This is a genomic window from Nocardioides phosphati, from assembly GCF_014646375.1.
GTDB lineage: Bacteria > Actinomycetota > Actinomycetes > Propionibacteriales > Nocardioidaceae > Nocardioides > Nocardioides phosphati.
The window spans coordinates 60,673-79,498 of the sequence record NZ_BMNI01000008.1 but is presented as its reverse complement, the minus strand read 5'-3'; the positions used below and the strand labels follow the sequence as shown (position 1 = coordinate 79,498).

Sequence of the window (18,826 nt, the reverse complement as noted above, 5' to 3'; positions counted from 1 at the left end):
CATGAGCACCACCACCCACTGCCCCTACTGCTCCCTGCAGTGCGGCATGCGGCTGTCCGGACCGGCCACTCGTGGGGGCACCGTCGAAGTCTCGGAGTGGCCGGAGTTCCCGGTCAACCAGGGCGCCATGTGCCGCAAGGGCTTCACGTCCGCGCAGCTGCTCAAGCACCCGGAGCGGATCACCACGCCGCTGATCAAGGACGACGCGACGGGGGAGTACCGGGCGGTGCCGTGGGACGAGGCGCTCGACTTCGTCGCCGGCCGGCTCACCGAGCTCCGTGACGATCACGGGCCGGACTCGATCGGCATCTTCGGTGGCGGCGGGCTGACCAACGAGAAGGCCTACCAGCTCGGCAAGTTCGCCCGCGTCGCCGTGGGCACGAGCCAGATCGACTACAACGGCCGCTGGTGCATGAGCTCCGCGGCCAACGCCGGCATCCGTGCCTTCGGCGTCGACCGCGGCCTGCCGTTCCCGCTCGCCGACATCGAGCAGACCGACGTGCTGGTCCTGGTCGGCTCCAACCTCGCCGAGACGATGCCGCCCGCCGCGCGCCACCTCGTCAAGCTCCGCGAGAACGGCGGCAAGGTCGTCGTCATCGACCCGCGCCGCACCTCGACCGCCGACAAGGCCGACGTCGTGCTGCAGCCGACCCCGGGCTCCGACCTGGCCCTCGCGCAGACGCTGCTCCACCTGATCATCGGCAACGGCCACGTCGACGAGGAGTACGTCGCCGCGCGCACCACCGGCTGGGACGACGTCAAGGCCTCCGTCATGGCCTGGTGGCCCGAGCGCGGCGAGCGCGTCACCGGCATCACGGCCCCCGAGCTCCGCGAGCTCGCCGAGCTCCTCGGCACCGCGGAGAAGGTCACCATCCTCACCGCCCGCGGCGCGGAGCAGCAGGCGCAGGGCGCCGACACCGTCGTGGCCTGGATCAACATCGCCCTCGCGCTCGGCATGCCCGGCAAGCAGTACGCCGGCTACGGCTGCCTCACCGGCCAGGGCAACGGCCAGGGCGGTCGCGAGCACGGCCAGAAGGCTGACCAGCTGCCCGGCTACCGGATGATCGACGACCCGGCCGCGCGCGAGCACGTCGCCGGCGTGTGGGGTGTCGACCCTGCGTCGATCCCCGGCAAGGGCCGCTCGGCGTACGAGCTGCTCGACGCGCTCGGCCAGGAGGACGGGCCCAAGGCGCTGCTGGTCTTCGGCTCCAACATCATCGTCAGCGCCCCCAACGCCAACCACGTGGGGGAGCGGCTCGATGCGCTCGACCTGCTCGTCGTCGCCGACATGGTGATGAGCGAGACGGCGGCGCGCGCCGACGTGATCTTCCCGGTCACGCAGTGGGCCGAGGAGACCGGCACGATGACCAACCTCGAGGGTCGCGTGATCCTGCGCCACCAGGCGGTCACGCCGCCGGCGGGCGTCCGCAGCGACCTCGACCTGATCAGCGGCCTCGCCGAGCGGCTCAAGTCGCCGGTCGCCTTCTCCACCGAGCCGGAGGAGATCTTCGCCGAGCTCGGCCGCGCCAGCGCGGGCGGCAAGGCCGACTACTCCGGCATCACCTACGACCTGGTCCGCGAGCAGAAGGGCGTCTTCTGGCCCGCACCCGCCGGCCAGGTCAACGCCGACGGCACGGTCGGCACCGAGCGGCTCTTCGCCGACCGTTTCTTCACCCCCGACAGGCGGGCGAAGTTCATCGCCGTCGAGCACCACGGCCCGGCCGAGGTCCCCGACGCGGAGTACCCCCTCTTCCTCACCACGGGCCGCGTGCTCGCGCAGTACCAGTCGGGCGCCCAGACCCGCCGGGTCAAGGACCTGCCCGACGACGGCGCCTTCATCGAGATGCACCCGACGCTGGCGCGACGCGCCGGCTACGTCGAGGGCATGTCGGTGACGCTCGAGACGCGACGTGGTGTCATGGTGGCCCCGGTCAGGGTTGTCACCACCATCCGGCCCGACACGGTCTTCGTGCCGTTCCACTGGGTGGGTGCCAACAAGCTGACCAACGACGCGCTCGACCCCTACTCCCGGATGCCGGAGTTCAAGGTCTGCGCAGCCCGGATCACTGCGGCGGAAGGTGCGGCAACGGCATGAGCAACAAGCGAGAGCGTCTGGTCATCGTCGGCAACGGCATGGCGACGACCCGGCTGGTCGAGGAGCTCGTGGCGCGCCGCTACGACGGTGACATCACCGTGCTCGGCGACGAGGACCACCCGGCGTACAACCGGATCCTGCTGTCGGCCGTGCTCGAGGGCACGCACCCGATCGACGCGCTCACGCTGCGCCAGCCGGAGTGGTACGCCGCGCAGGGCATCGACCTGCGCACGGGTGCGCGCGTGCTCGAGATCGAGCGCGAGCTGCGCGACGTGATGCTGGTCGACGGCACCAAGATCGAGTTCGACAAGCTGGTCCTCGCGACCGGCGCCATCCCGACGCTGCCCCCGATCCGCGGCCTCGTGCAGCTCGACGGCGCGCTCCACCCCAAGGTCCACGCCTTCCGCAGCCTCGCCGACTGCGAGCGGCTGATCGAGGCCGTCGACGCGTTGCCCGAGGGCTCGCGTGCCGTCGTCGTCGGCGGTGGCCTGCTCGGCCTCCAGGTCGCGCGTGCGCTCAGCGTCCGCGGCGTCACCACCGAGGTCGTCGAGGGCACCGAGCACCTGCTGTCGCAGCAGGTCGACCGTCGTGGCGGCACCGTCCTCAAGCGCCACCTCAAGAAGCTCGGCACCGAGGTCTACACCGGCGCCCGCGCCGTACGCCTGACGGAGGAGGGCCTGAAGCTCGACAACGGCTTCATGCTCGAGACCGACCTCGTCGTGCTCACCGCCGGCGGCCGCCCGTCGACCGCCCTGGCCCGCCGTGCCGGCCTGACCGTACGCCGTGGCGTCGTCGTCGGCGACCGTCTCGAGTCGGTCGACGACGACGCGATCTTCGCGATCGGAGACTGCGCCGAGCACGCCGGCAAGGTGACCGGCTTCGTGCCGCCCGCGTGGGAGCAGGCGGGCCTGCTCGCCGCGCACCTGACCGGCGAGGACGTGAAGTACGAAGGCTCCCGCTCGGTCGCACGGCTGCGTGCCACGGGCCTCGACGTCGCCGTCCTGGGCGACCCCGAGCACACCGAGGGTGACGTCGTCGAGGTGACCAACCCGATCGTCGGCACGCACCGCAAGCTGGTGGTCGACGGCAACGTCATCGTCGCCGGAACCCTGATCGGCGACCTGTCGCGCATCGGCCTGATCACCCAGCTCTTCGACCGGCGCACGATCCTGGCCGACGCCGAGCCGGGCGAGCTGCTGATGGCCGACCGGCCCGAGGGCGACAGCTCCATCCTGCTTCCCGACGACGCCGAGGTCTGCGCGTGCGCGGGCGTCAGCGCCGGGCGGATCCGCTCCTGCCGGACCTTCGCGGAGGCCAAGGAGAAGACCCGCGCCACCACGGGCTGCGGCGGCTGCGGCTCGGTCGTGCGCGAGCTCATCGAGGCGGCGCGCACCCCCGTCTGACGCGACGAGCGGTCGCCCGGGCAGCGCGCGTCAGCGGCGTGGGCCCCGGGTGAGGACCGTGTCGGCCCCGTGTGAGCCGCGCCTCGTCCCGTGGGTGCGCTGAGCGGGGGAACGCGCTGCCTGAAACATTCGGGCCGGAGGGTGAGGCATCTGTTTCCTCACCGAAACATTCGGAAACTCCGGGGCCACACTGCCTGCTTAGCGTAGGGACCGAGCTGAAAGGCAGGTCCCCATGAGCACTCGCAAGACCCTTGTTGTCGCCGGTCACGGCATGGTCGGTCACCGCTTCGTCCAGGCCGCCATCGAGCGTGGCCTCACCGAGCGCTACGACGTCATCGTCTACGGCGAGGAGCCGCGCGAGGCGTACGACCGCGTTGCCCTCACGTCGTACTACGAGGTCGGCGCCGACGCCCTCTCCTTCCTGCCCGGCGGGCAGTACGAGGACCCGCGGGCGAAGGTCGTGCTCAACACCCAGGTCACCGCGATCGACCGCGACGCCAAGACGGTCGCGCTCTCCGACGGCACCACCCAGGCGTACGACGTGCTCGTGCTCGCCACGGGTGCCGCGCCGTTCGTGCCGCCGGTGCCGGGCAAGGACCTGCAGAACGTCTTCGTCTACCGCACGATCGAAGACCTCCAGGCGATCGAGGAGGCGGCGAAGACCGCCAAGGCCGGCGTCGTCATCGGTGGCGGTCTGCTCGGTCTCGAGGCCGCCAACGCGCTGCACCAGCTCGAGGTCGAGACGCACGTCGTCGAGCTCGCCCCCCGCCTCATGGCCGTCCAGGTGGACGACGCCGGTGGCGCGACGCTGAAGCGTCACATCGAGAGGCTCGGCCTCACCGTCCACACGGGCGTCATGACCGAATACATCGAGGGGTACACCGACGCAGAGCTCGTCGACGAGGACGCCGAGGGCAACACCGACGGCAAGGTCTCCGGCCTCAAGTTCAAGGACAACGACGAGGTCCTCCCCGTCGACATCGTCATCTTCTCCGCCGGCATCCGCCCGCGCGACCAGCTGGCCCGCGACTGCGGCCTCGAGGTCGCCGAGCGCGGCGGCATCCTGGTCTCCCCGAACATGCAGACCTCCGACGAGTCGATCTACGCGATCGGCGAGTGCGCGGCCCCCGGTGGCCGGATGTACGGTCTGGTCGCCCCCGGTTACTCCATGGCCGAGGTCGCCGCCGACCACCTGCTCGGTGGCGCCGGCGAGTTCCTCGGCGCCGACATGTCCACCAAGCTCAAGCTCATGGGCGTCGACGTCGCCTCCTTCGGTGACGCGTTCGCGACCACCGAGGGCTCGCTCGAGCTGGTCTACTCCGACGCGGTCGCCGGCATCTACAAGAAGCTGGTCATCAGCGAGGACTGCACCCAGCTCCTCGGCGGAATCCTCGTGGGTGACGCCTCGTCGTACGGCATCCTGCGGCCGATGGTCTCCAGCGGCATGGCGCTGCCGGAGAACCCCGAGGACCTGATCCTCCCCGCGTCGCGTGGCACCGCCCAGATCGGCATGCCCGACGAGGCGCAGGTCTGCTCCTGCATGAACGTCACCAAGGGTGAGATCTGCAAGGCGATCCACGACGAGGAGCTCACCGACGTCCCGGCGATCAAGCAGTGCACGAAGGCGGGCACCGTCTGCGGCTCCTGCACCAACATCCTCAAGAACCTCCTGACCGAGGAGATGGAGAAGGCGGGCAAGGCCGTCTCGAAGGCGATCTGCGAGCACTTCGACCACTCCCGCCAGGAGCTCTTCGACCTGATCAAGATCGGCAAGCTCGCCAGCTTCGACGCGGTGGTCGCCGCCCACGGCACCGGCCGTGGCTGCGACATCTGCAAGCCGGCCATCGCCTCGATCCTGGCCAGCCAGTTCAACGGCCACGTCCTCGACAAGAAGACGGTCGGCTCGCTCCAGGACACGAACGACGCCTACCTCGCCAACCTGCAGAAGAACGGCACGTACTCCGTCGTCCCTCGCATCCCCGGCGGGGAGATCACGCCTGAGAAGCTGATCGTCATCGGCGAGGTCGCCCGCGACTTCGGCCTCTACACGAAGATCACCGGCGGCCAGCGCATCGACATGTTCGGTGCCCGCGTCGAGCAGCTCCCCGACATCTGGAAGCGCCTCGTGGAGGCCGGCTTCGAGTCCGGCCACGCCTACGGCAAGTCGCTGCGCACGGTGAAGTCCTGCGTCGGCTCCGAGTGGTGCCGCTATGGCGTCCAGGAGTCCGTCGCCATGGCGATCGAGCTCGAGCTGCGCTACCGCGGCCTGCGCTCGCCGCACAAGCTCAAGGGCGGCGTCTCCGGCTGCGCCCGCGAGTGCGCCGAGGCGCGCGGCAAGGACTTCGGCGTCATCGCGACGGAGAAGGGCTGGAACCTGTACGTCGGCGGCAACGGCGGCGCCATCCCGGCCCACGCCCAGCTGCTCGCGTCGGACGTCGACTCCGCGACGCTGATGAAGTACCTCGACCGCTTCCTCATGTACTACATCCGCACCGCCGACCGCCTGCAGCGGACGTCGACCTGGATGGACTCGCTGGACGGCGGCATCGTGCGGGTCAAGGAGATCGTCGTCGACGACGCCCTGGGCCTGGGTGCCGAGCTGGAGGCCGAGATGGCCCAGCACATCGACTCGTACTTCGACGAGTGGAAGGCGACCCTCGAGGACCCCGAGAAGCTCGCGCGCTTCGTCTCGTTCATCAACGCCCCGGGCACCCCGGACCCGAACATCTCGTTCACCGAGGACCGTGGCCAGATCCGCCCCGTCAACTTCGACGAGCCCGTCTCCCTCGGTTCGTCCATCCCGGTTGGAGCGCCCCAGTGACCAGCACCACGACCGTCTCCGGCGGCTTCATCCCCGTCTGCCGTCTCGACCAGCTCGAGGTCGAGCGCGGCGCGACGGCCCTCGTCCACGGCCAGGCCGTCGCCGTCTTCCGGACGTACGACGACCAGGTGTTCGCGCTGGGCAACTACGACCCGTTCTCCAAGTCCAGCGTGATCGCCCGCGGCATCGTGGGCACGCGCGGCGAGACGCCGTTCGTGGCCTCCCCGGTCTACAAGCAGGCGTTCGACCTCCGCACCGGCGCCTGCCTCGACGACGAGGGCGTCAGCATCCCGTCGTACGAGGTCAAGGTGGAGGATGGTGTCGTGCTGGTCGGACCGAGGCTGAAGCACCCGAAGAGGGGATGACCACGATGCTCGCCGAAGCTCCCGTCGAGGAGGGGCTCCGCCCGCTCGACGGCTACCGCATCGGCGTCACCGCTGCCCGCAAGGTCGAGGAGCAGGTGGCGCTGCTCGAACGCCGCGGTGCCGTCGTCGAGACGGCCCCTGTCCTGTCGATCGAGCCCTACGCGATCGACGAGGAGGCGCTGCGCCAGGCCACCCTCGAGGTGCTCGGTGGACCGGTCGACATCTTCGTCGCGACCACCGGCATCGGCCTCCGCTCCTGGTTCACCGCCGCGGAGTCGTGGGGCCTGCAGGACCTGCTGCTCTCCGCGCTCGGCGACGCCGAGATCCTGGCCCGCGGCCCGAAGTCCGTCGGCGCCCTGCGCTCGCACGGCCTGCGCGAGCTGTGGTCGCCGGAGTCGGAGACGTTCGAGGACGTGCTGGCGCACCTGCGTGGGCGTGACCTCACCGGCCGGCGCATCGTCGTCCAGGAGCACGGCCAGTCGCTCAACAACGTCGCGCACGCGCTCCGGCGCCAGGGCGCCGACGTCCACGTCGTGACGATCTACCGGATCGAGGGCGCCGGCGACCCGGAGCCCGTGTTCCGCATGGTCGACCACGTCGCCGACCGCAAGCTCGACGCCGTCACCTTCACCTCGGCGCCCGCCGTCGGGGCGTTCATGGAGATGGCCGGTGTCGTGGGTCGCCGCGAGGAGGTCCTCGCGGCCTTCCAGGCCGACGTCGTCGCGACCTGCGTCGGCCCGGTCACCGCTGCTGCCTTCGAGATGTGGGGGGTGCCCACCGTGCAGCCCGAACGCAACCGGCTCGCCGCCATGGTGAAGCTGCTCGAGACCGAGCTCCCGTCCCGCCGCGAGGGCACCGCTCTCGAGGTCGCGGGCCACACCCTGCTCCTCCACGGCGACGTGATCCTCGTCGACGGCATCGACGTCCGGCTCTCGCCGGCGCCGCTCGCCGTCCTCCACGCGCTCGTCGTCAACCCCGGCCACGTGGTCTCCCGGCGCGACCTGCTGGCCTGCCTCCCGACCGGCCAGGCCTCCTCGGAGCACGCCGTCGAGATGGCCGTCGCGCGGCTCCGTGCCGCCATCGGCACGCGGCTCGTGCAGACCGTCGTCAAGCGCGGCTACCGACTGGTGGTCGACGCATGAGCAGGCTCGTCACCGTCGCCCACGGCACGCGCCTCACCGCCGGCAACGCGATCGCGGCCGACCTGACCGCGCAGGCCTCGGCGCTGCTCGGCGCCCCCGCCACCACGTCGTACGTCGAGCTGTGCGCGCCGATCGTCAACGACGTGCTGGCCGGGTCCTCCGAGCCGACCGTCGTGGTGCCCCTGCTGCTGTCGACCGGCTTCCACGTGAAGGTCGACATCCCGGCTGCCGTGCACGGCTCGCGCGGTCCGGCGGCACTCACGCGCCCGCTCGGTCCGGACCCCGTGCTGGCAGGCGTGCAGCGGCGCCGGCTGCTGGAGGCCGGCGCACGCCCCGGCGGCCCGGTCGTCATGGTCGCTGCCGGCTCCAACGACCCCGACGCGGTGCCCGACCTCGCGCTCGCGCAGCGTCACCTCGCGGCCGTCTGGGGCGGGCCCGTGCTCGTCGCGACCGTCTCCGGTGCCGGCCGCTCCATCGAGGACGCGGTCGCCGAGGCGTCGCTTTACGGCGACGTCGCGGTGTCGACGTACCTGCTGTCGCCGGGGTTCTTCTCGCGCAAGGCCGCGACGCTCGCGACCGATGCCGGTGCCCGCTGGGTCTCCGACGTGCTCGGCGCCGACGCCGAGATCGCCGAGCTGGTGGCTCTCCGCTACCGCGAGGCGCTCGGCGCGCTGCGCCTCGCCGCCTGACGGCTCAGTAGACGAGGGCGGTCGCGATCGCGGCCAGGCCCTCGCCGCGGCCGGTCAGGCCCAGGCCGTCGGTCGTGGTCGCCGAGATCGAGACCGGGGCGCCGACCACCTCGGCCAGCACCTGCTCGGCCTCGGCCTTGCGCGCACCCATGCGGGGGCGGTTGCCGACGACCTGCACGGCGACGTTGCCGACGGTGAAGCCGGCGGCGCGCACCCGGCGTACGGTCTCGGCCAGGAGGGCGGTGCCCGCGGCGCCGGCCCACTCCGGCTCGGCGGTGCCGAAGTTGCTGCCGAGGTCGCCGAGGCCCGCGGCCGACAGGAGCGCGTCGCAGGCGGCGTGGCAGGCGACGTCAGCGTCGGAGTGACCCTCGAGGCCCGCGGGCTCGTCGGGCCAGTGGAGGCCGGCGAGCATCATCGGCACGCCCTCGGCGAAGCGGTGGACGTCGGTGCCGATGCCGATGCGGGGAATGCTGGTCACGGCACGATCATCGCGGATGCGACGATGGGGGTGTGAGCACCGTCCGACTTCGCTGGGGCACCGCGGGCCTCGTCGCCGGTGCCGCCGGCTTCGGCGTGGCCTACGGATCGGCCCAGTTCCTCGGACGCCGGCTGACGCCGTTCGACGCGGTGGCCGAGCTGGTCATCGACCTGACGCCGGGCTCGTTCTCGCACTGGTTCATCGAGCGCTTCGGCACGTCGGACAAGTTCGTCCTCGGCCTGATCATCGCCGTGCTGACGGTCGCGCTGCTCTTCGCCGCCGGCCGGCTCGCGGCCAGCGCGTGGTGGGCGCCCCTGCCGCTGTACGCCGCCCTCGGCGGCATCGCTGCCGTCGCGGCGCTCACCCGTGACGACTCCGCGCCCGACGACGCCGTGCCGGTGGCGCTCGGCGTGGTCACCTGGATCGTCGCCCTGGCGTTGCTCACCGAGCCGTTCGACCGGGCCCGCGCGGCGGGCGCCGGGGTCGGTGACCCGGTCCACGGCGACCCGGTCCACGGCGACCCCTCCCTCGGCGACCCCGCCCTGGGCGAGCTCGACCGGCCGACGCGCCGCTCGGTGCTGGTGCGCACCGGCCTGGTCGCCGCCATGGCCGGAGCCACCGCCGTCCTCGGTCCGCTGCTGGGTCACGGGCGCCGTCGCGTGGAGCAGGCCCGGCGGCTGCTCAACCTGCCGGTCACGCCCGCGCGCGTGCCGAAGGGCGTCTCGGTCGGCGTCGACGGGGTCGCGCCGTGGCAGACCCCCAACGCCGCCTTCTACCGGATCGACACCGCCTTCACGAAGCCCGCCATCGACCCCGCGGCGTGGAGGCTGCGGATCCACGGCATGGTCGAGCGCGAGGTCGTGATGACCTACCAGGACCTCCTCGACCAGGAGGTCACCGAGGACTGGATCACCCTCAACTGCGTCTCCAACCCGGTCGGCGGCGACCTGATCGGCAACGCCCGCTGGAGCGGCGTGCGCATCGCTCCGCTGCTGGCCGAGGCCGGGGTGAAGCCCGGGGCCGACGCGGTCCTGCAGACCTCCGAGGACGGGTGGACCTGCGGCACCCCGCTCGAGGCGCTGACCGACGGCCGGCAGGCGATGGTCGCCTTCGCGATGAACGGCGAGGCCCTGCCGATCGAGCACGGCTTCCCGGCGCGCGTCGTCGTGCCGGGGCTCTACGGCTACGTCTCGGCGTGCAAGTGGGTGGTGTCGCTCGAGGTGACCCGCTTCGACCGGATCTCGGCGTACTGGACGGAGCTGGGGTGGGCCGAGCAGGCGCCGCTGCAGATCAGCTCGCGCGTCGACGTGCCCCGCGAGGGGGAGGAGCTCGAGGCCGGCGAGGTGCGCCTCGCGGGCGTCGCCTGGGCCCAGCACACCGGCATCGCCGCCGTGGAGTACGCCGTCGACGGTGGCCCGTGGCTCCGCGCGGAGACCGCGGGCACCGCTCTCCGTGCCGACGGGGGTCCCAACCGCGACACGTGGGTGCAGTGGTCCGCGACGGAGAGCCTCGCGGCGGGGGACCACGAGGTCCGGGTGCGCGCCGTCGGCGACGACGGCTCCGTGCAGACGGGCGTCGAGCGCGACGTGGTCCCGGCGGGTGCGACCGGCTGGCACACGCGGCGATTCAGCGTCGGTTGAGCCCTGCGCGTCGCTATCGTCAGGACGTGCGACTGCAACGGCTGCTGCTCGACCCGCGACTCGACGGGCTGCGGCTGCGCTTCGCCCTCGTGATCACGGTGATGGCCGGCCTGATCGCCTACGTCGCGATGCTCGACGGCGTGGCCGCGCATCGCGCCGCCTCCGAGGCGGCGGTGGCCGGCCCGCGCGCCGGGGCCCGGCACGAGGGCCCGGCCCGGGCGACGCTCGCCGCGACCACACCCGCCCGCAACACCTACCGCGAGACCGCCAGTCAGGTGGGCTGGGACGCCGGCACCTTCAACGGCAGCCGCGCGACCAGCGGCGTGCTGAGCATCGGCACCCCGGCGGGCACGGTCGTGGTCGACGACAAGACCTTCGACTACGGCGCTTGGCAGGCCCCGTGGGTGACGCCCGGCCACGGCTTCACCGAGCTGGTTCCGTCGTGGAACGCCACGACGCCCAAGGGCACCTACCTCTCCGTCCAGGTGCGCGCCCGGACCACCGACGGCAGGCTCACGTCCTGGCAGAACTTCGGCCGCTGGACCACCCTCAACTTCGCCGCCTTCCGCAGCAGCGCCTCCGGCAGCCAGGCCGACGGCCTCTCGACGGTCGCCACCGACACCCTGAAGGCCGCGTCGGGGGTGACCTTCTCGGCGTACACGCTCAAGGTGCGGGTCGCGCGCCGGGTCGGCACCACGGCGACGCCCGCGGTCCGCGCGCTGGGTGCGGTCGCCTCGCAGCTCGCCTCGTCGCTGCCGGCGACCTCCGCCCCGCTGCTGGGCGCGAAGTCGCTCGCCGTGCCGGCGTACTCCCAGATGACGCACCGCGGCCAGTACCCCGAGTACGGCGGCGGCGGCCAGGCCTGGTGCTCGCCGACCTCCCTGTCGATGGTGCTCGCCTACTACGGCGTCCGCCCGACCGCGGCCGAGTACGCCTGGGTCGACGACGCCTACGCCGACCCGTGGGTCGACGAGGTCGCCCGCCGCGTCTTCGACTTCACCTACGACGGCGCCGGCAACTGGCCGTTCAACACCGGCTACGCCGGCAGCCGCGCCGCCCGCGCCGCCGTCACCCGACTCGCCTCGTTGCGTGACGCGGAGCGCTTCATCGCCCGCGGGATCCCGCTGGTTGCGTCGATCTCGTTCTCGTCGGGCCAGCTCACCGGGGCCCCCATCAGCAGCACCGCCGGCCACCTCGTCGTGATCTCGGGCTTCACCTCCGCCGGCAACGTCATCGTCAACGACCCGGCCGCCTCGAGCGACTCCACCGTCCGGCGCACCTACAAGCGGAGCGAGTTCGAGGCCGCCTGGCAGCGGAAGTCCCACGGCCTGGTCTACGCCGTCCGCGACGCCGCCCACACCTTCCCGACCGGCTACGGCCTGAGCTGAGCTCGCCGGCCGAGGCGTCGCCAATTAGCGCGCCGAACGGCGCCGACGCGTCGCTTCGCCACGAGGCGGGCAAGACGGTGAAGGCTTTCGTCAGCATGTGACGAGAAGTCTTCAGCCTCCACAACGCGGAAACTCCGCACCAGATGCTGGCACGGAGCTTCCGTCGTGGGTGCCCGCGGTGACGGGCGGCGGGCCGGAGCCGGGCTGTCGCCCGGCGCATTGAGCCGGAGCGAGCGCCAGCGAGCGGAGCGCGAACCTTAAGCCGGGCGACAGCTCGGCGCAGGCCCTACGTCGGGCACGGCGCAGGCCGGAGGCGCTCAGGCGCGGTGCTGCGCCACGGCGTACAGGACGACGGAGGCAGCCACACCGGCGTTGAGCGACTCCACCGAGTTGACCATCGGGATGGAGATGATCCGGTCGCAGTTCTCCGACACCAGGCGCGAGAGGCCGTCGCCCTCGGAGCCGACGACGATCACCAGCGGCTCGTCGGCGACCTCGTGGATGCCGGCGGTGGTGAGGTCACCGTCCATGTCGAGGCCGATGACGGTGCAGCCGGCCTCCTGGTACTCCTTGATCTGACGGTTCAGGTTGACCGTCTGTGCGACCTTCATGCGGGCGGCGGCGCCGGCGGAGGTCTTCCACGCGGCGGCGGTCATGCTGGCCGAACGACGGTCGGGGATGACCACGCCGTGCGCGCCGAACGCCGCGGCCGAGCGCACGATGGCGCCGAGGTTCCGCGGGTCGGTGATGTGGTCGAGCATGACGATCAGCGCGGGCTCCTGCGCCTCGCGGGCGACGTCGAGCAGGTCGTCTGGGTGGGCGTACTGGTACGCCGGCACGCGGGCCGCGAGGCCCTGGTTGCCGCCGAAGCCGCACATGCGGTCGAGCTCGGGCTTCGTGACCTCGAGCAGCGGCACACCGAGCTCGGCCGCCAGCTGGAACGCCTCACGCAGGCGGGCGTCGCGCTCGGCGCCCTCGGCGACGTACAGGCCGTTGACCGGCACGCCCTCGCGGAGCGCCTCGACGACGGGGTTGCGCCCGATGATCCACTCGGCGTCACCGGCGCTGCGCTTGCGCTGCGGGCGGCGGGCCTCGGACTTCTCCTTGGCCTGCTTGATCTTGTACTGCTTGTGGTACTCGCGCTCGGACGCCTTCGGGGTCGGGCCCTTGGCCTCGAGCCCGCGGCGGACGCGGCCGCCGGAGCCCGCGGTGGGGTTGCCCTTGCCGCTCTTCTTGATCGCGCCCTTGCGCTGCGAGTTGCCGGCCATCAGTCAATGCTCCACTTCGCCCCGGAGGGGGTGTCTTCGACGGTGATGCCAGCCGCCTTGATCTGGTCTCGGATGGCATCGGCTGCAGCGAAGTCCTTCGCCGCGCGAGCAGCGGTGCGCTGCTCGAGGAGGCCGGCGACGAGGGCGTCGACGGCCTGGATGAGCTTGTCGTTCGTGCCGGAGGCAGCGGTGCCCCAGGCAGGGTCGAGCGGGTCGAGGCCGAGCACGTCGAGCATCGCGCGTACGTCGGACGCGACGCCGGCCGCACCCTCGGTGTCGCCGTCGCCCAGCAGCTTGTTGCCGTCGCGGACCGCGTCGTAGATGACGGCGACGGCAGCAGGGGTGCCGAGGTCGTCGTCCATCGCGTCGGCGAAGGCCACGCGCAGCTCGGAGGAGGCCTCGGGCATGCCGGCGCGGTCGAGGAAGCCCTCGATGCGCTGGAACCCGACGGCGGCCTCGTCGAGCGCCTCGAAGCTGAACTCGACGTTCGACCGGTAGTGCGCCGCCACCATGTAGAACCGCAGCTCGATCGGGCGCACGCGCTCGAGCACGGACGGCACGACCAGCGAGTTGCCGAGCGACTTGCTCATCTTCTCGCCGGCGGTGGTGATCCACGCGTTGTGCATCCAGTACGTCGCGAAGCCATGGCCCGCGGCACGCGACTGGGCCTGCTCGTTCTCGTGGTGGGGGAAGCGCAGGTCCACGCCGCCGCCGTGGATGTCGAACGCCTCGCCGAGGTACTTGCCGGCCATCGCCGAGCACTCGATGTGCCAGCCCGGGCGGCCGCGGCCCCACGGGCTCGGCCAGGAGGCGGTCTCCGGCTCGGACGGCTTGCGCCCCTTCCAGAGCGCGAAGTCTCGCGGGTCGCGCTTGCCGCGCGGGTCCGCGTCGGCCGCGGCCTCCATGTCGTCGATCTTCTGGTGCGTCAGCGAGCCGTAGTCGGCGAACGAGCGCACGTCGAAGTAGACGTCGCCCGAGCCGTCGGCGGCCGCATAGGCGTGCCCACGCTCGATGAGGAGCTGGATCAGCTCGACCATCTCCGGCACGTGGCCGGTCGCCGCGGGCTCGTACGTCGGCGGCGCGACGTTGAGCGCGGCGTACGCCTTGGTGAGCTCGCGGTGCATGTCGTAGGCGAGGTTGAACCACGGGCGGCCCTGCTCGGCGGCCTTGGCGAGGATCTTGTCGTCGATGTCGGTGGTGTTGCGGATGAAGGTCACGTCGTAGCCCGAGGCGGTGAGCCAACGGCGCAGCACGTCGAAGTTGACGCCCGAGCGGATGTGGCCGACGTGGGGCTCGGACTGCACGGTCAGGCCGCAGACGTAGACGCCGACCTGCCCCTCCACGAGGGGCACGAAGTCGACGACGTCGCGACGGGCGGTGTCATAGATCCTGAGGGCCACCGGTGAAGTCTAGGGAACCTGAGCGGCTGGGCGTGCATCACCGGCGCGCATCGCGAGGGCACTCACGGTGGCCTGCCTAGGGTGGAGGCGTGATCAGGCGCCTGCTGGGCTATGTGCTCGCCTGGCTGTTGCTGGCAGCCGCGCTCTCGTTCGCGGTGCTCATCACGAGCTCCACGACGATCACCCTGGCGAGCCACGACACGAAGGTGGCACCCCAGCTGAGCCGCTGGACGACGATCCGCACCGGTCCGCTCCTGCCCGACCTGCGGCTGCCGTCGCACAGCTGGATCGGCGTCGAGCTGACCCTCGGCAACACCCGCGCCTCCTCCACCGACCAGCTGGTGGAGCGCTGGGCGCAGATCGCGGTGCGGCCCGAGAGCCAGGTGGACCGGGTGCGCTCCGCCGTACGCCATCTCGCGGTGGACGCCGCGCTGCGTGGGGGGTCCGCGGCGCTCATCCCGCTCGCCGCCTTCGAGCTCGTCGCCGTACGCCGGCGACGAGAGCCCGTCGAGCCGCACGCCGGCCGGCAGTGGGTCGCGGTGGGACTGGTCGGCGCGCTGGCCACGGGGCTGCTCGCCTGGCAGCCCTGGCGCAGCCCGGACCCGCTCTGGGTGGCCGACGAGTGGGAGCCGCTCGCCGACGTCGCCCCCGAGCTGACGCTGCCGAAGGAGCTGCACGACGTCCAGGTCGCCAAGGGCAGCACGACCGACGCGACGCGGCGCCTGCTGGCGAGCGCGGTGCAGTCCTACCGCCAGGGCAAGGAGTTCTACGCCCGGGCCGCGGCCAAGGCGCGGGGCCTCGACCTGCGGCAACCGGAGAAGGGCGAGACCGTTGCCCTGCTGGTCGCCGACCGCCACGACAACATCGGCATGGACGAGGTGGTGCGGGCGATCGGCGACACCGGTGGCGCCACCGCCATCCTCGACGCCGGCGACGACACGTCCTCGGGGGAGGCGTGGGAGGCGTTCAGCCTCGACTCGCTCGACGACGCCTTCCACGACCTCGACCGCTGGGTCGCCCCGGGCAACCACGACCAGGGCACCTTCGTGCGCGACTACCTCCATGACCACGGCTGGGTGGTCCCGACGGGCAAGGTGGTCGAGGGCCCCGGCGGGTCGACGCTGCTCTCCGCCGACGACCCGCGGGCCAGCGGCCTCGGCATCTGGCGTGACGACACCACGATGTCGGTGCCCGAGCTCGGCCAGGCGATCGCCGACGTCGCCTGCAAGGGGAAGCGGGTCGGCACGTTGCTGGTCCACGACTCCGACGCCGGCACCGAGTCGCTGCGCCGCGGCTGCGTCGATCTGGTCCTCTCGGGGCACGTCCACGTCGAGGTCGGCCCGGACCGCGTCGAGGGCGCCAACGGCGACACCGGCTGGACCTACACGGTCGGCACGACGGGCGGGGCGGCGTACGCCTTCGCACTGGGCAGCAAGCTGCGCCGGGCCGCGATGGTCACCCTCGTGACGTACGCCGACGGCCGGCCGGTGGGGCTGCAGGGCGTGACGCTGCAGACGAACGGCGTCTTCTCGGTCGGCGCCTACAAGCCGCTGGCGCTGACCCGCGCCGCTGACCCGCGCCGCTGACCCGAGCCGCTGACCCGCGCCGCTGACGCTCGCCTGCATGATGGCCCCATGAAGCGCCTCGCCCTCGCCGCCCGTCTGGTCCCGGCCGTCGTCGTGCTTGCGGCCTGCGGGATCGGCACCTACGGGGTCGACGACCTGCGCGGCCTCCCCGGCGTCCGCGCGGCGGCGGTGCACAAGCAGGCGATCGACACCGGCGCCTGGAGCTACACGGCAGTCGTCGACATGGACGCCCACGCGACCCGCGACCAGGTCGCGGGAGCGCTCGACGGCCTGGCGCGCTGGTACCAGGGCGACCACGGCGAGGAGGACGGCGTCCGGCTGTACGTCGGCGGCGACACCGTCGCGGTGCGCGACGGCTGGGGCGACGACGGTGGCCGGGGGCCGAACGCGATCATCACCGATGCCGGCAGCCACCGGCAGAACGTCGCGAGCGCGGCGGTGCTGCTGCGGGCCCGGGAGGTCTTCGATGCGCCGGTGACGGTCCGCGGCTACGGGTGGACGGTGCTCACCCCGCAGCCGCGCGCGGCGCTGCGGACGCTGCTCGACCACCCCGAGCTGGCCAAGGTGCCGGGCGCCGACCTGCACGCCCCGCAGGAGCTGGTGCCCGACGCGCCCCAGGACGACTGGCAGCTGCCCGCGTCGTTCGGCAGCTCCGAGGCGGTCCGCCGGCAGCACCTCACGACGTACGACAAGGCGGTGGCCAACGCGCGCCTCGTCCGCGGCGCACGGGCCCGGGTCAACTTCGTCGGCAGCGATCCGGGCGTCGACCCGCGCCCCACGGACACGCACCCCGGTGCGATCGAGATCCGGATGGACCTGCGCCTGCCGGGCATGGCCGGGCCCAGGGAGCTCGCGGCCGACCCGCTTGCCGACCCACGCTGGCCGATGATCAGGGCCCAGCTCGACCTGCTGCGCACGCTGCCGGAGGGGTCGCGGTTCTCGATCGACCTCGAGTGGGGCAAGGCCCCCGAGGGAGGCCCCGGCGGCTTCCGCTGGCTGGTCGACCTCGGCGTGGGCCAGAAGAAGCCCGGAAGGCCCCACGGCGCCTGGCAGCAGGCGGCGTTCGAGTACCTGAACCGCTGATCGCTAGGCTGTCCCGCGCGTCCTCGACGCATGCCGCGTTAACTCAGTTGGTCAGAGTGTCCGCCTTGTAAGCGGAATGCCGTCGGTTCGATTCCGACACGCGGCTCCACGCAGCAACTGGTCTTGACTGGCACGAAATCCGCCCGGATTCCGGCCAATCACGACCAGTTGCGGTTCCGGCCGGTCAGGCGACCTGGAAGCTCCGCTTCGACAGCCCCACGTGGAAGCCGTCGATCCGCTGGTCCGGCGCAGCGGTCGGATCCGTGGCAGCGCCGAGCGCCAGGAAGAGCGGCGTGAAGTGCTCGACCGTGGGGTGCGCGTAGGGCATGCCGGGCGCCTTCGACTGGTACGCCGCGAGCTCGTCGACGTCGCCGCGCTCGAGGGCCTCCTTGGCCCAGAGGTCGAAGTCGGAGGACCAGCCCGGGGCCTTCGCCTCGATCGACCAGTCGCGCAGGAACGGCAGGCCGTGGGTCATGAAGCCCGAGCCGATGACGAGCACGCCCTCGTCGCGGAGCTCCCGCAGCCGCTGGCCGAGGCCGAGCAGCTGGAAGGGGTCACGGGTCGGCATCGACATCTGCAGGACGGGGATGTCCGCCTCGGGGTACATGATCTTGAGCGGCACCCAGGCACCGTGGTCGAGCCCGCGCGTGCGGTGCTGGTGCACCTCCAGGCCGTCGGGCATCGCCTTGGTGATCCGCTGCGCGAGCCACGTGGAGTCGGGCGTCGCGTAGGTCATCTCGTAGTACTTCTGCGCGAACCCGCCGAAGTCGTAGACGAGGGGAGCGCCGTTGGCGGTGAGGGAGAGGGGCGCCTTCTCCCAGTGCGCGGAGACGATGAGGATCGCCTTGGGGCGCGGCAGGTCGCGCGCCCAGTCCTGCAGCTGCCCGTGCCAGACGGGGTCCTCGAAGAGCATGGGCGAGCCGTGGCCGATGTAGAGGGCGGGCATGCGGTCCGTGGTCATGACTCCTCCAATGGTTGACGCGTCAACTTTATTCCGGGAATCCCGTCCGCGAAAGCACGAACGGCGCGACCCCCGTGCCGGGGCCGCGCCGTACGTCGTGTGCGGGGTGCGTCAGCTGCCGGTGGCGCTGAACGTGCCCGCGAGCGGGCCGAACGGCGTCGTCAGCGTGTAGCTGCCGGTGGCGGAGCCCGTGGACCAGCCGCTGCCCGAGAACGTGCCGCCGAAGTCACCGAACCAGGTGTCGACGGCGATCGTGCCCGCCGCGCTGTCGCCGCTCCACGTGCCGCTGAAGGTCGCAGTCGCGGTGCCGAGCGGGGTGCGCCCGACGCAGCTGCCGGCGAGCGTGCCGGCGACCTCGTCGAGGTTGTAGGTGCAGGACAGGCCGTACGTCGAGGTGCGGTGCGGCGCGGCCTGCGCCGGCGTGGCACCGACGGCGAGTCCGGCGGCGGCCATGCTGAGGCCGGCGGCTCCCGTGGCCAGGGCGTGCGTGAGCTTCATGAATCCCTC

The 18,826-nt window shown here is 72.1% G+C and carries 15 protein-coding genes and 1 tRNA gene; 11 read left to right on the top strand and 5 right to left on the bottom strand.

What is annotated here, in order from left to right; genetic code table 11:
* Nucleotide 1 precedes the first annotated feature (1 nt).
* From IEX47_RS14305 to IEX47_RS14280, 6 genes are all read left to right on the top strand, one after another.
* Nucleotides 2-2,095 carry a molybdopterin oxidoreductase family protein gene (locus IEX47_RS14305; RefSeq protein WP_188784688.1) on the top strand — a complete coding sequence of 698 codons (2,094 nt, stop codon included), beginning with the start codon at nt 2-4 and terminating at the stop codon, nt 2,093-2,095.
* On the top strand, nt 2,092-3,498 hold the full coding sequence (locus IEX47_RS14300) for an FAD-dependent oxidoreductase (RefSeq protein ID WP_188784687.1): 1,407 nt from the start codon (nt 2,092-2,094) through the stop codon (nt 3,496-3,498). Before IEX47_RS14305 ends, IEX47_RS14300 begins: the two co-directional genes overlap by 4 nt.
* 232 nt (nt 3,499-3,730) lie before the next feature.
* Entirely contained in the window at nt 3,731-6,319 is a 2,589-nt protein-coding gene (gene nirB / locus IEX47_RS14295) for a nitrite reductase large subunit NirB (RefSeq protein ID WP_188784686.1), read from the top strand.
* Nucleotides 6,316-6,684 carry a nitrite reductase small subunit NirD gene (gene nirD / locus IEX47_RS14290; protein WP_188784685.1) on the top strand — a complete coding sequence of 123 codons (369 nt, stop codon included), beginning with the start codon at nt 6,316-6,318 and terminating at the stop codon, nt 6,682-6,684. The genes nirB and nirD overlap by 4 nt, the downstream gene beginning before the upstream one ends.
* A complete protein-coding gene (locus IEX47_RS14285) occupies nt 6,681-7,826 on the top strand; it encodes a uroporphyrinogen-III synthase (RefSeq protein WP_229662894.1) in 1,146 nt (381 codons plus the stop codon). Before nirD ends, IEX47_RS14285 begins: the two co-directional genes overlap by 4 nt.
* On the top strand, nt 7,823-8,515 hold the full coding sequence (locus IEX47_RS14280; protein ID WP_188784684.1) for a sirohydrochlorin chelatase: 693 nt from the start codon (nt 7,823-7,825) through the stop codon (nt 8,513-8,515). The genes IEX47_RS14285 and IEX47_RS14280 overlap by 4 nt, the downstream gene beginning before the upstream one ends.
* Before the next feature lie 4 nt (nt 8,516-8,519).
* Here the strand turns inward: IEX47_RS14280 and ispF are convergent, their stop codons facing one another.
* A complete protein-coding gene (gene ispF, locus IEX47_RS14275) occupies nt 8,520-8,984 on the bottom strand; it encodes a 2-C-methyl-D-erythritol 2,4-cyclodiphosphate synthase (RefSeq protein ID WP_373289233.1) in 465 nt (154 codons plus the stop codon).
* A 41-nt stretch (nt 8,985-9,025) separates the two neighbouring features.
* Here ispF and IEX47_RS14270 point away from each other — a divergent pair, with 41 nt between their 5' ends.
* Together IEX47_RS14270 and IEX47_RS14265 are read left to right on the top strand one after the other, a co-directional pair.
* Complete coding sequence (locus IEX47_RS14270) at nt 9,026-10,633, top strand: molybdopterin-dependent oxidoreductase (RefSeq protein ID WP_188784682.1); 1,608 nt, start codon at nt 9,026-9,028, stop codon at nt 10,631-10,633.
* A 26-nt stretch (nt 10,634-10,659) separates the two neighbouring features.
* Nucleotides 10,660-12,021: a C39 family peptidase gene (locus IEX47_RS14265; RefSeq protein WP_188784681.1), complete on the top strand. Its 1,362-nt coding sequence runs from the start codon at nt 10,660-10,662 to the stop codon at nt 12,019-12,021.
* A 317-nt stretch (nt 12,022-12,338) separates the two neighbouring features.
* On the opposite strand, the gene rlmB is transcribed toward IEX47_RS14265, so the two are convergent.
* Both rlmB and cysS read right to left on the bottom strand, forming a co-directional pair.
* Nucleotides 12,339-13,289, bottom strand: a complete 951-nt coding sequence (rlmB, locus tag IEX47_RS14260; protein ID WP_188784680.1) for a 23S rRNA (guanosine(2251)-2'-O)-methyltransferase RlmB — start codon at nt 13,287-13,289, stop codon at nt 12,339-12,341.
* On the bottom strand, nt 13,289-14,689 hold the full coding sequence (gene cysS, locus IEX47_RS14255; RefSeq protein WP_188784679.1) for a cysteine--tRNA ligase: 1,401 nt from the start codon (nt 14,687-14,689) through the stop codon (nt 13,289-13,291). The genes rlmB and cysS overlap by 1 nt, the downstream gene beginning before the upstream one ends.
* Before the next feature lie 89 nt (nt 14,690-14,778).
* On the opposite strand from cysS, the gene IEX47_RS14250 reads away from it, so the two are divergent.
* From IEX47_RS14250 to IEX47_RS14240, 3 genes are all read left to right on the top strand, one after another.
* On the top strand, nt 14,779-16,275 hold the full coding sequence (locus IEX47_RS14250; protein ID WP_229662893.1) for a metallophosphoesterase: 1,497 nt from the start codon (nt 14,779-14,781) through the stop codon (nt 16,273-16,275).
* A 48-nt stretch (nt 16,276-16,323) separates the two neighbouring features.
* Nucleotides 16,324-17,358, top strand: a complete 1,035-nt coding sequence (locus IEX47_RS14245; protein ID WP_188784678.1) for a hypothetical protein — start codon at nt 16,324-16,326, stop codon at nt 17,356-17,358.
* A 32-nt stretch (nt 17,359-17,390) separates the two neighbouring features.
* Nucleotides 17,391-17,467, top strand: a tRNA-Thr gene (locus tag IEX47_RS14240).
* Nucleotides 17,468-17,542: 75 nt separating this feature from the next.
* Here the strand turns inward: IEX47_RS14240 and IEX47_RS14235 are convergent.
* The gene (locus IEX47_RS14235) at nt 17,543-18,319 is read right to left on the bottom strand and encodes a dioxygenase family protein (protein WP_188784677.1); all 777 of its coding nucleotides are present in this window, start codon (nt 18,317-18,319) and stop codon (nt 17,543-17,545) included.
* 111 nt (nt 18,320-18,430) lie between these two features.
* Nucleotides 18,431-18,817 carry a hypothetical protein gene (locus IEX47_RS14230; protein WP_188784676.1) on the bottom strand — a complete coding sequence of 129 codons (387 nt, stop codon included), beginning with the start codon at nt 18,815-18,817 and terminating at the stop codon, nt 18,431-18,433.
* Between the last annotated feature and the right edge of the window lie 9 nt (nt 18,818-18,826).

Coding starts and splice junctions, on each gene's coding strand:
- rlmB (WP_188784680.1), bottom strand. CDS start 13,289: ATGGCCGGCAACTCGCAGCGCAAGGGCGCGATCAAGAAGAGCGGCAAG.
- IEX47_RS14300 (WP_188784687.1), top strand. CDS start 2,092: ATGAGCAACAAGCGAGAGCGTCTGGTCATCGTCGGCAACGGCATGGCG.
- IEX47_RS14235 (WP_188784677.1), bottom strand. CDS start 18,319: ATGACCACGGACCGCATGCCCGCCCTCTACATCGGCCACGGCTCGCCC.
- IEX47_RS14245 (WP_188784678.1), top strand. CDS start 16,324: ATGAAGCGCCTCGCCCTCGCCGCCCGTCTGGTCCCGGCCGTCGTCGTG.
- IEX47_RS14305 (WP_188784688.1), top strand. CDS start 2: ATGAGCACCACCACCCACTGCCCCTACTGCTCCCTGCAGTGCGGCATG.
- IEX47_RS14230 (WP_188784676.1), bottom strand. CDS start 18,817: ATGAAGCTCACGCACGCCCTGGCCACGGGAGCCGCCGGCCTCAGCATG.
- nirB (WP_188784686.1), top strand. CDS start 3,731: ATGAGCACTCGCAAGACCCTTGTTGTCGCCGGTCACGGCATGGTCGGT.
- IEX47_RS14280 (WP_188784684.1), top strand. CDS start 7,823: ATGAGCAGGCTCGTCACCGTCGCCCACGGCACGCGCCTCACCGCCGGC.
- IEX47_RS14285 (WP_229662894.1), top strand. CDS start 6,681: ATGACCACGATGCTCGCCGAAGCTCCCGTCGAGGAGGGGCTCCGCCCG.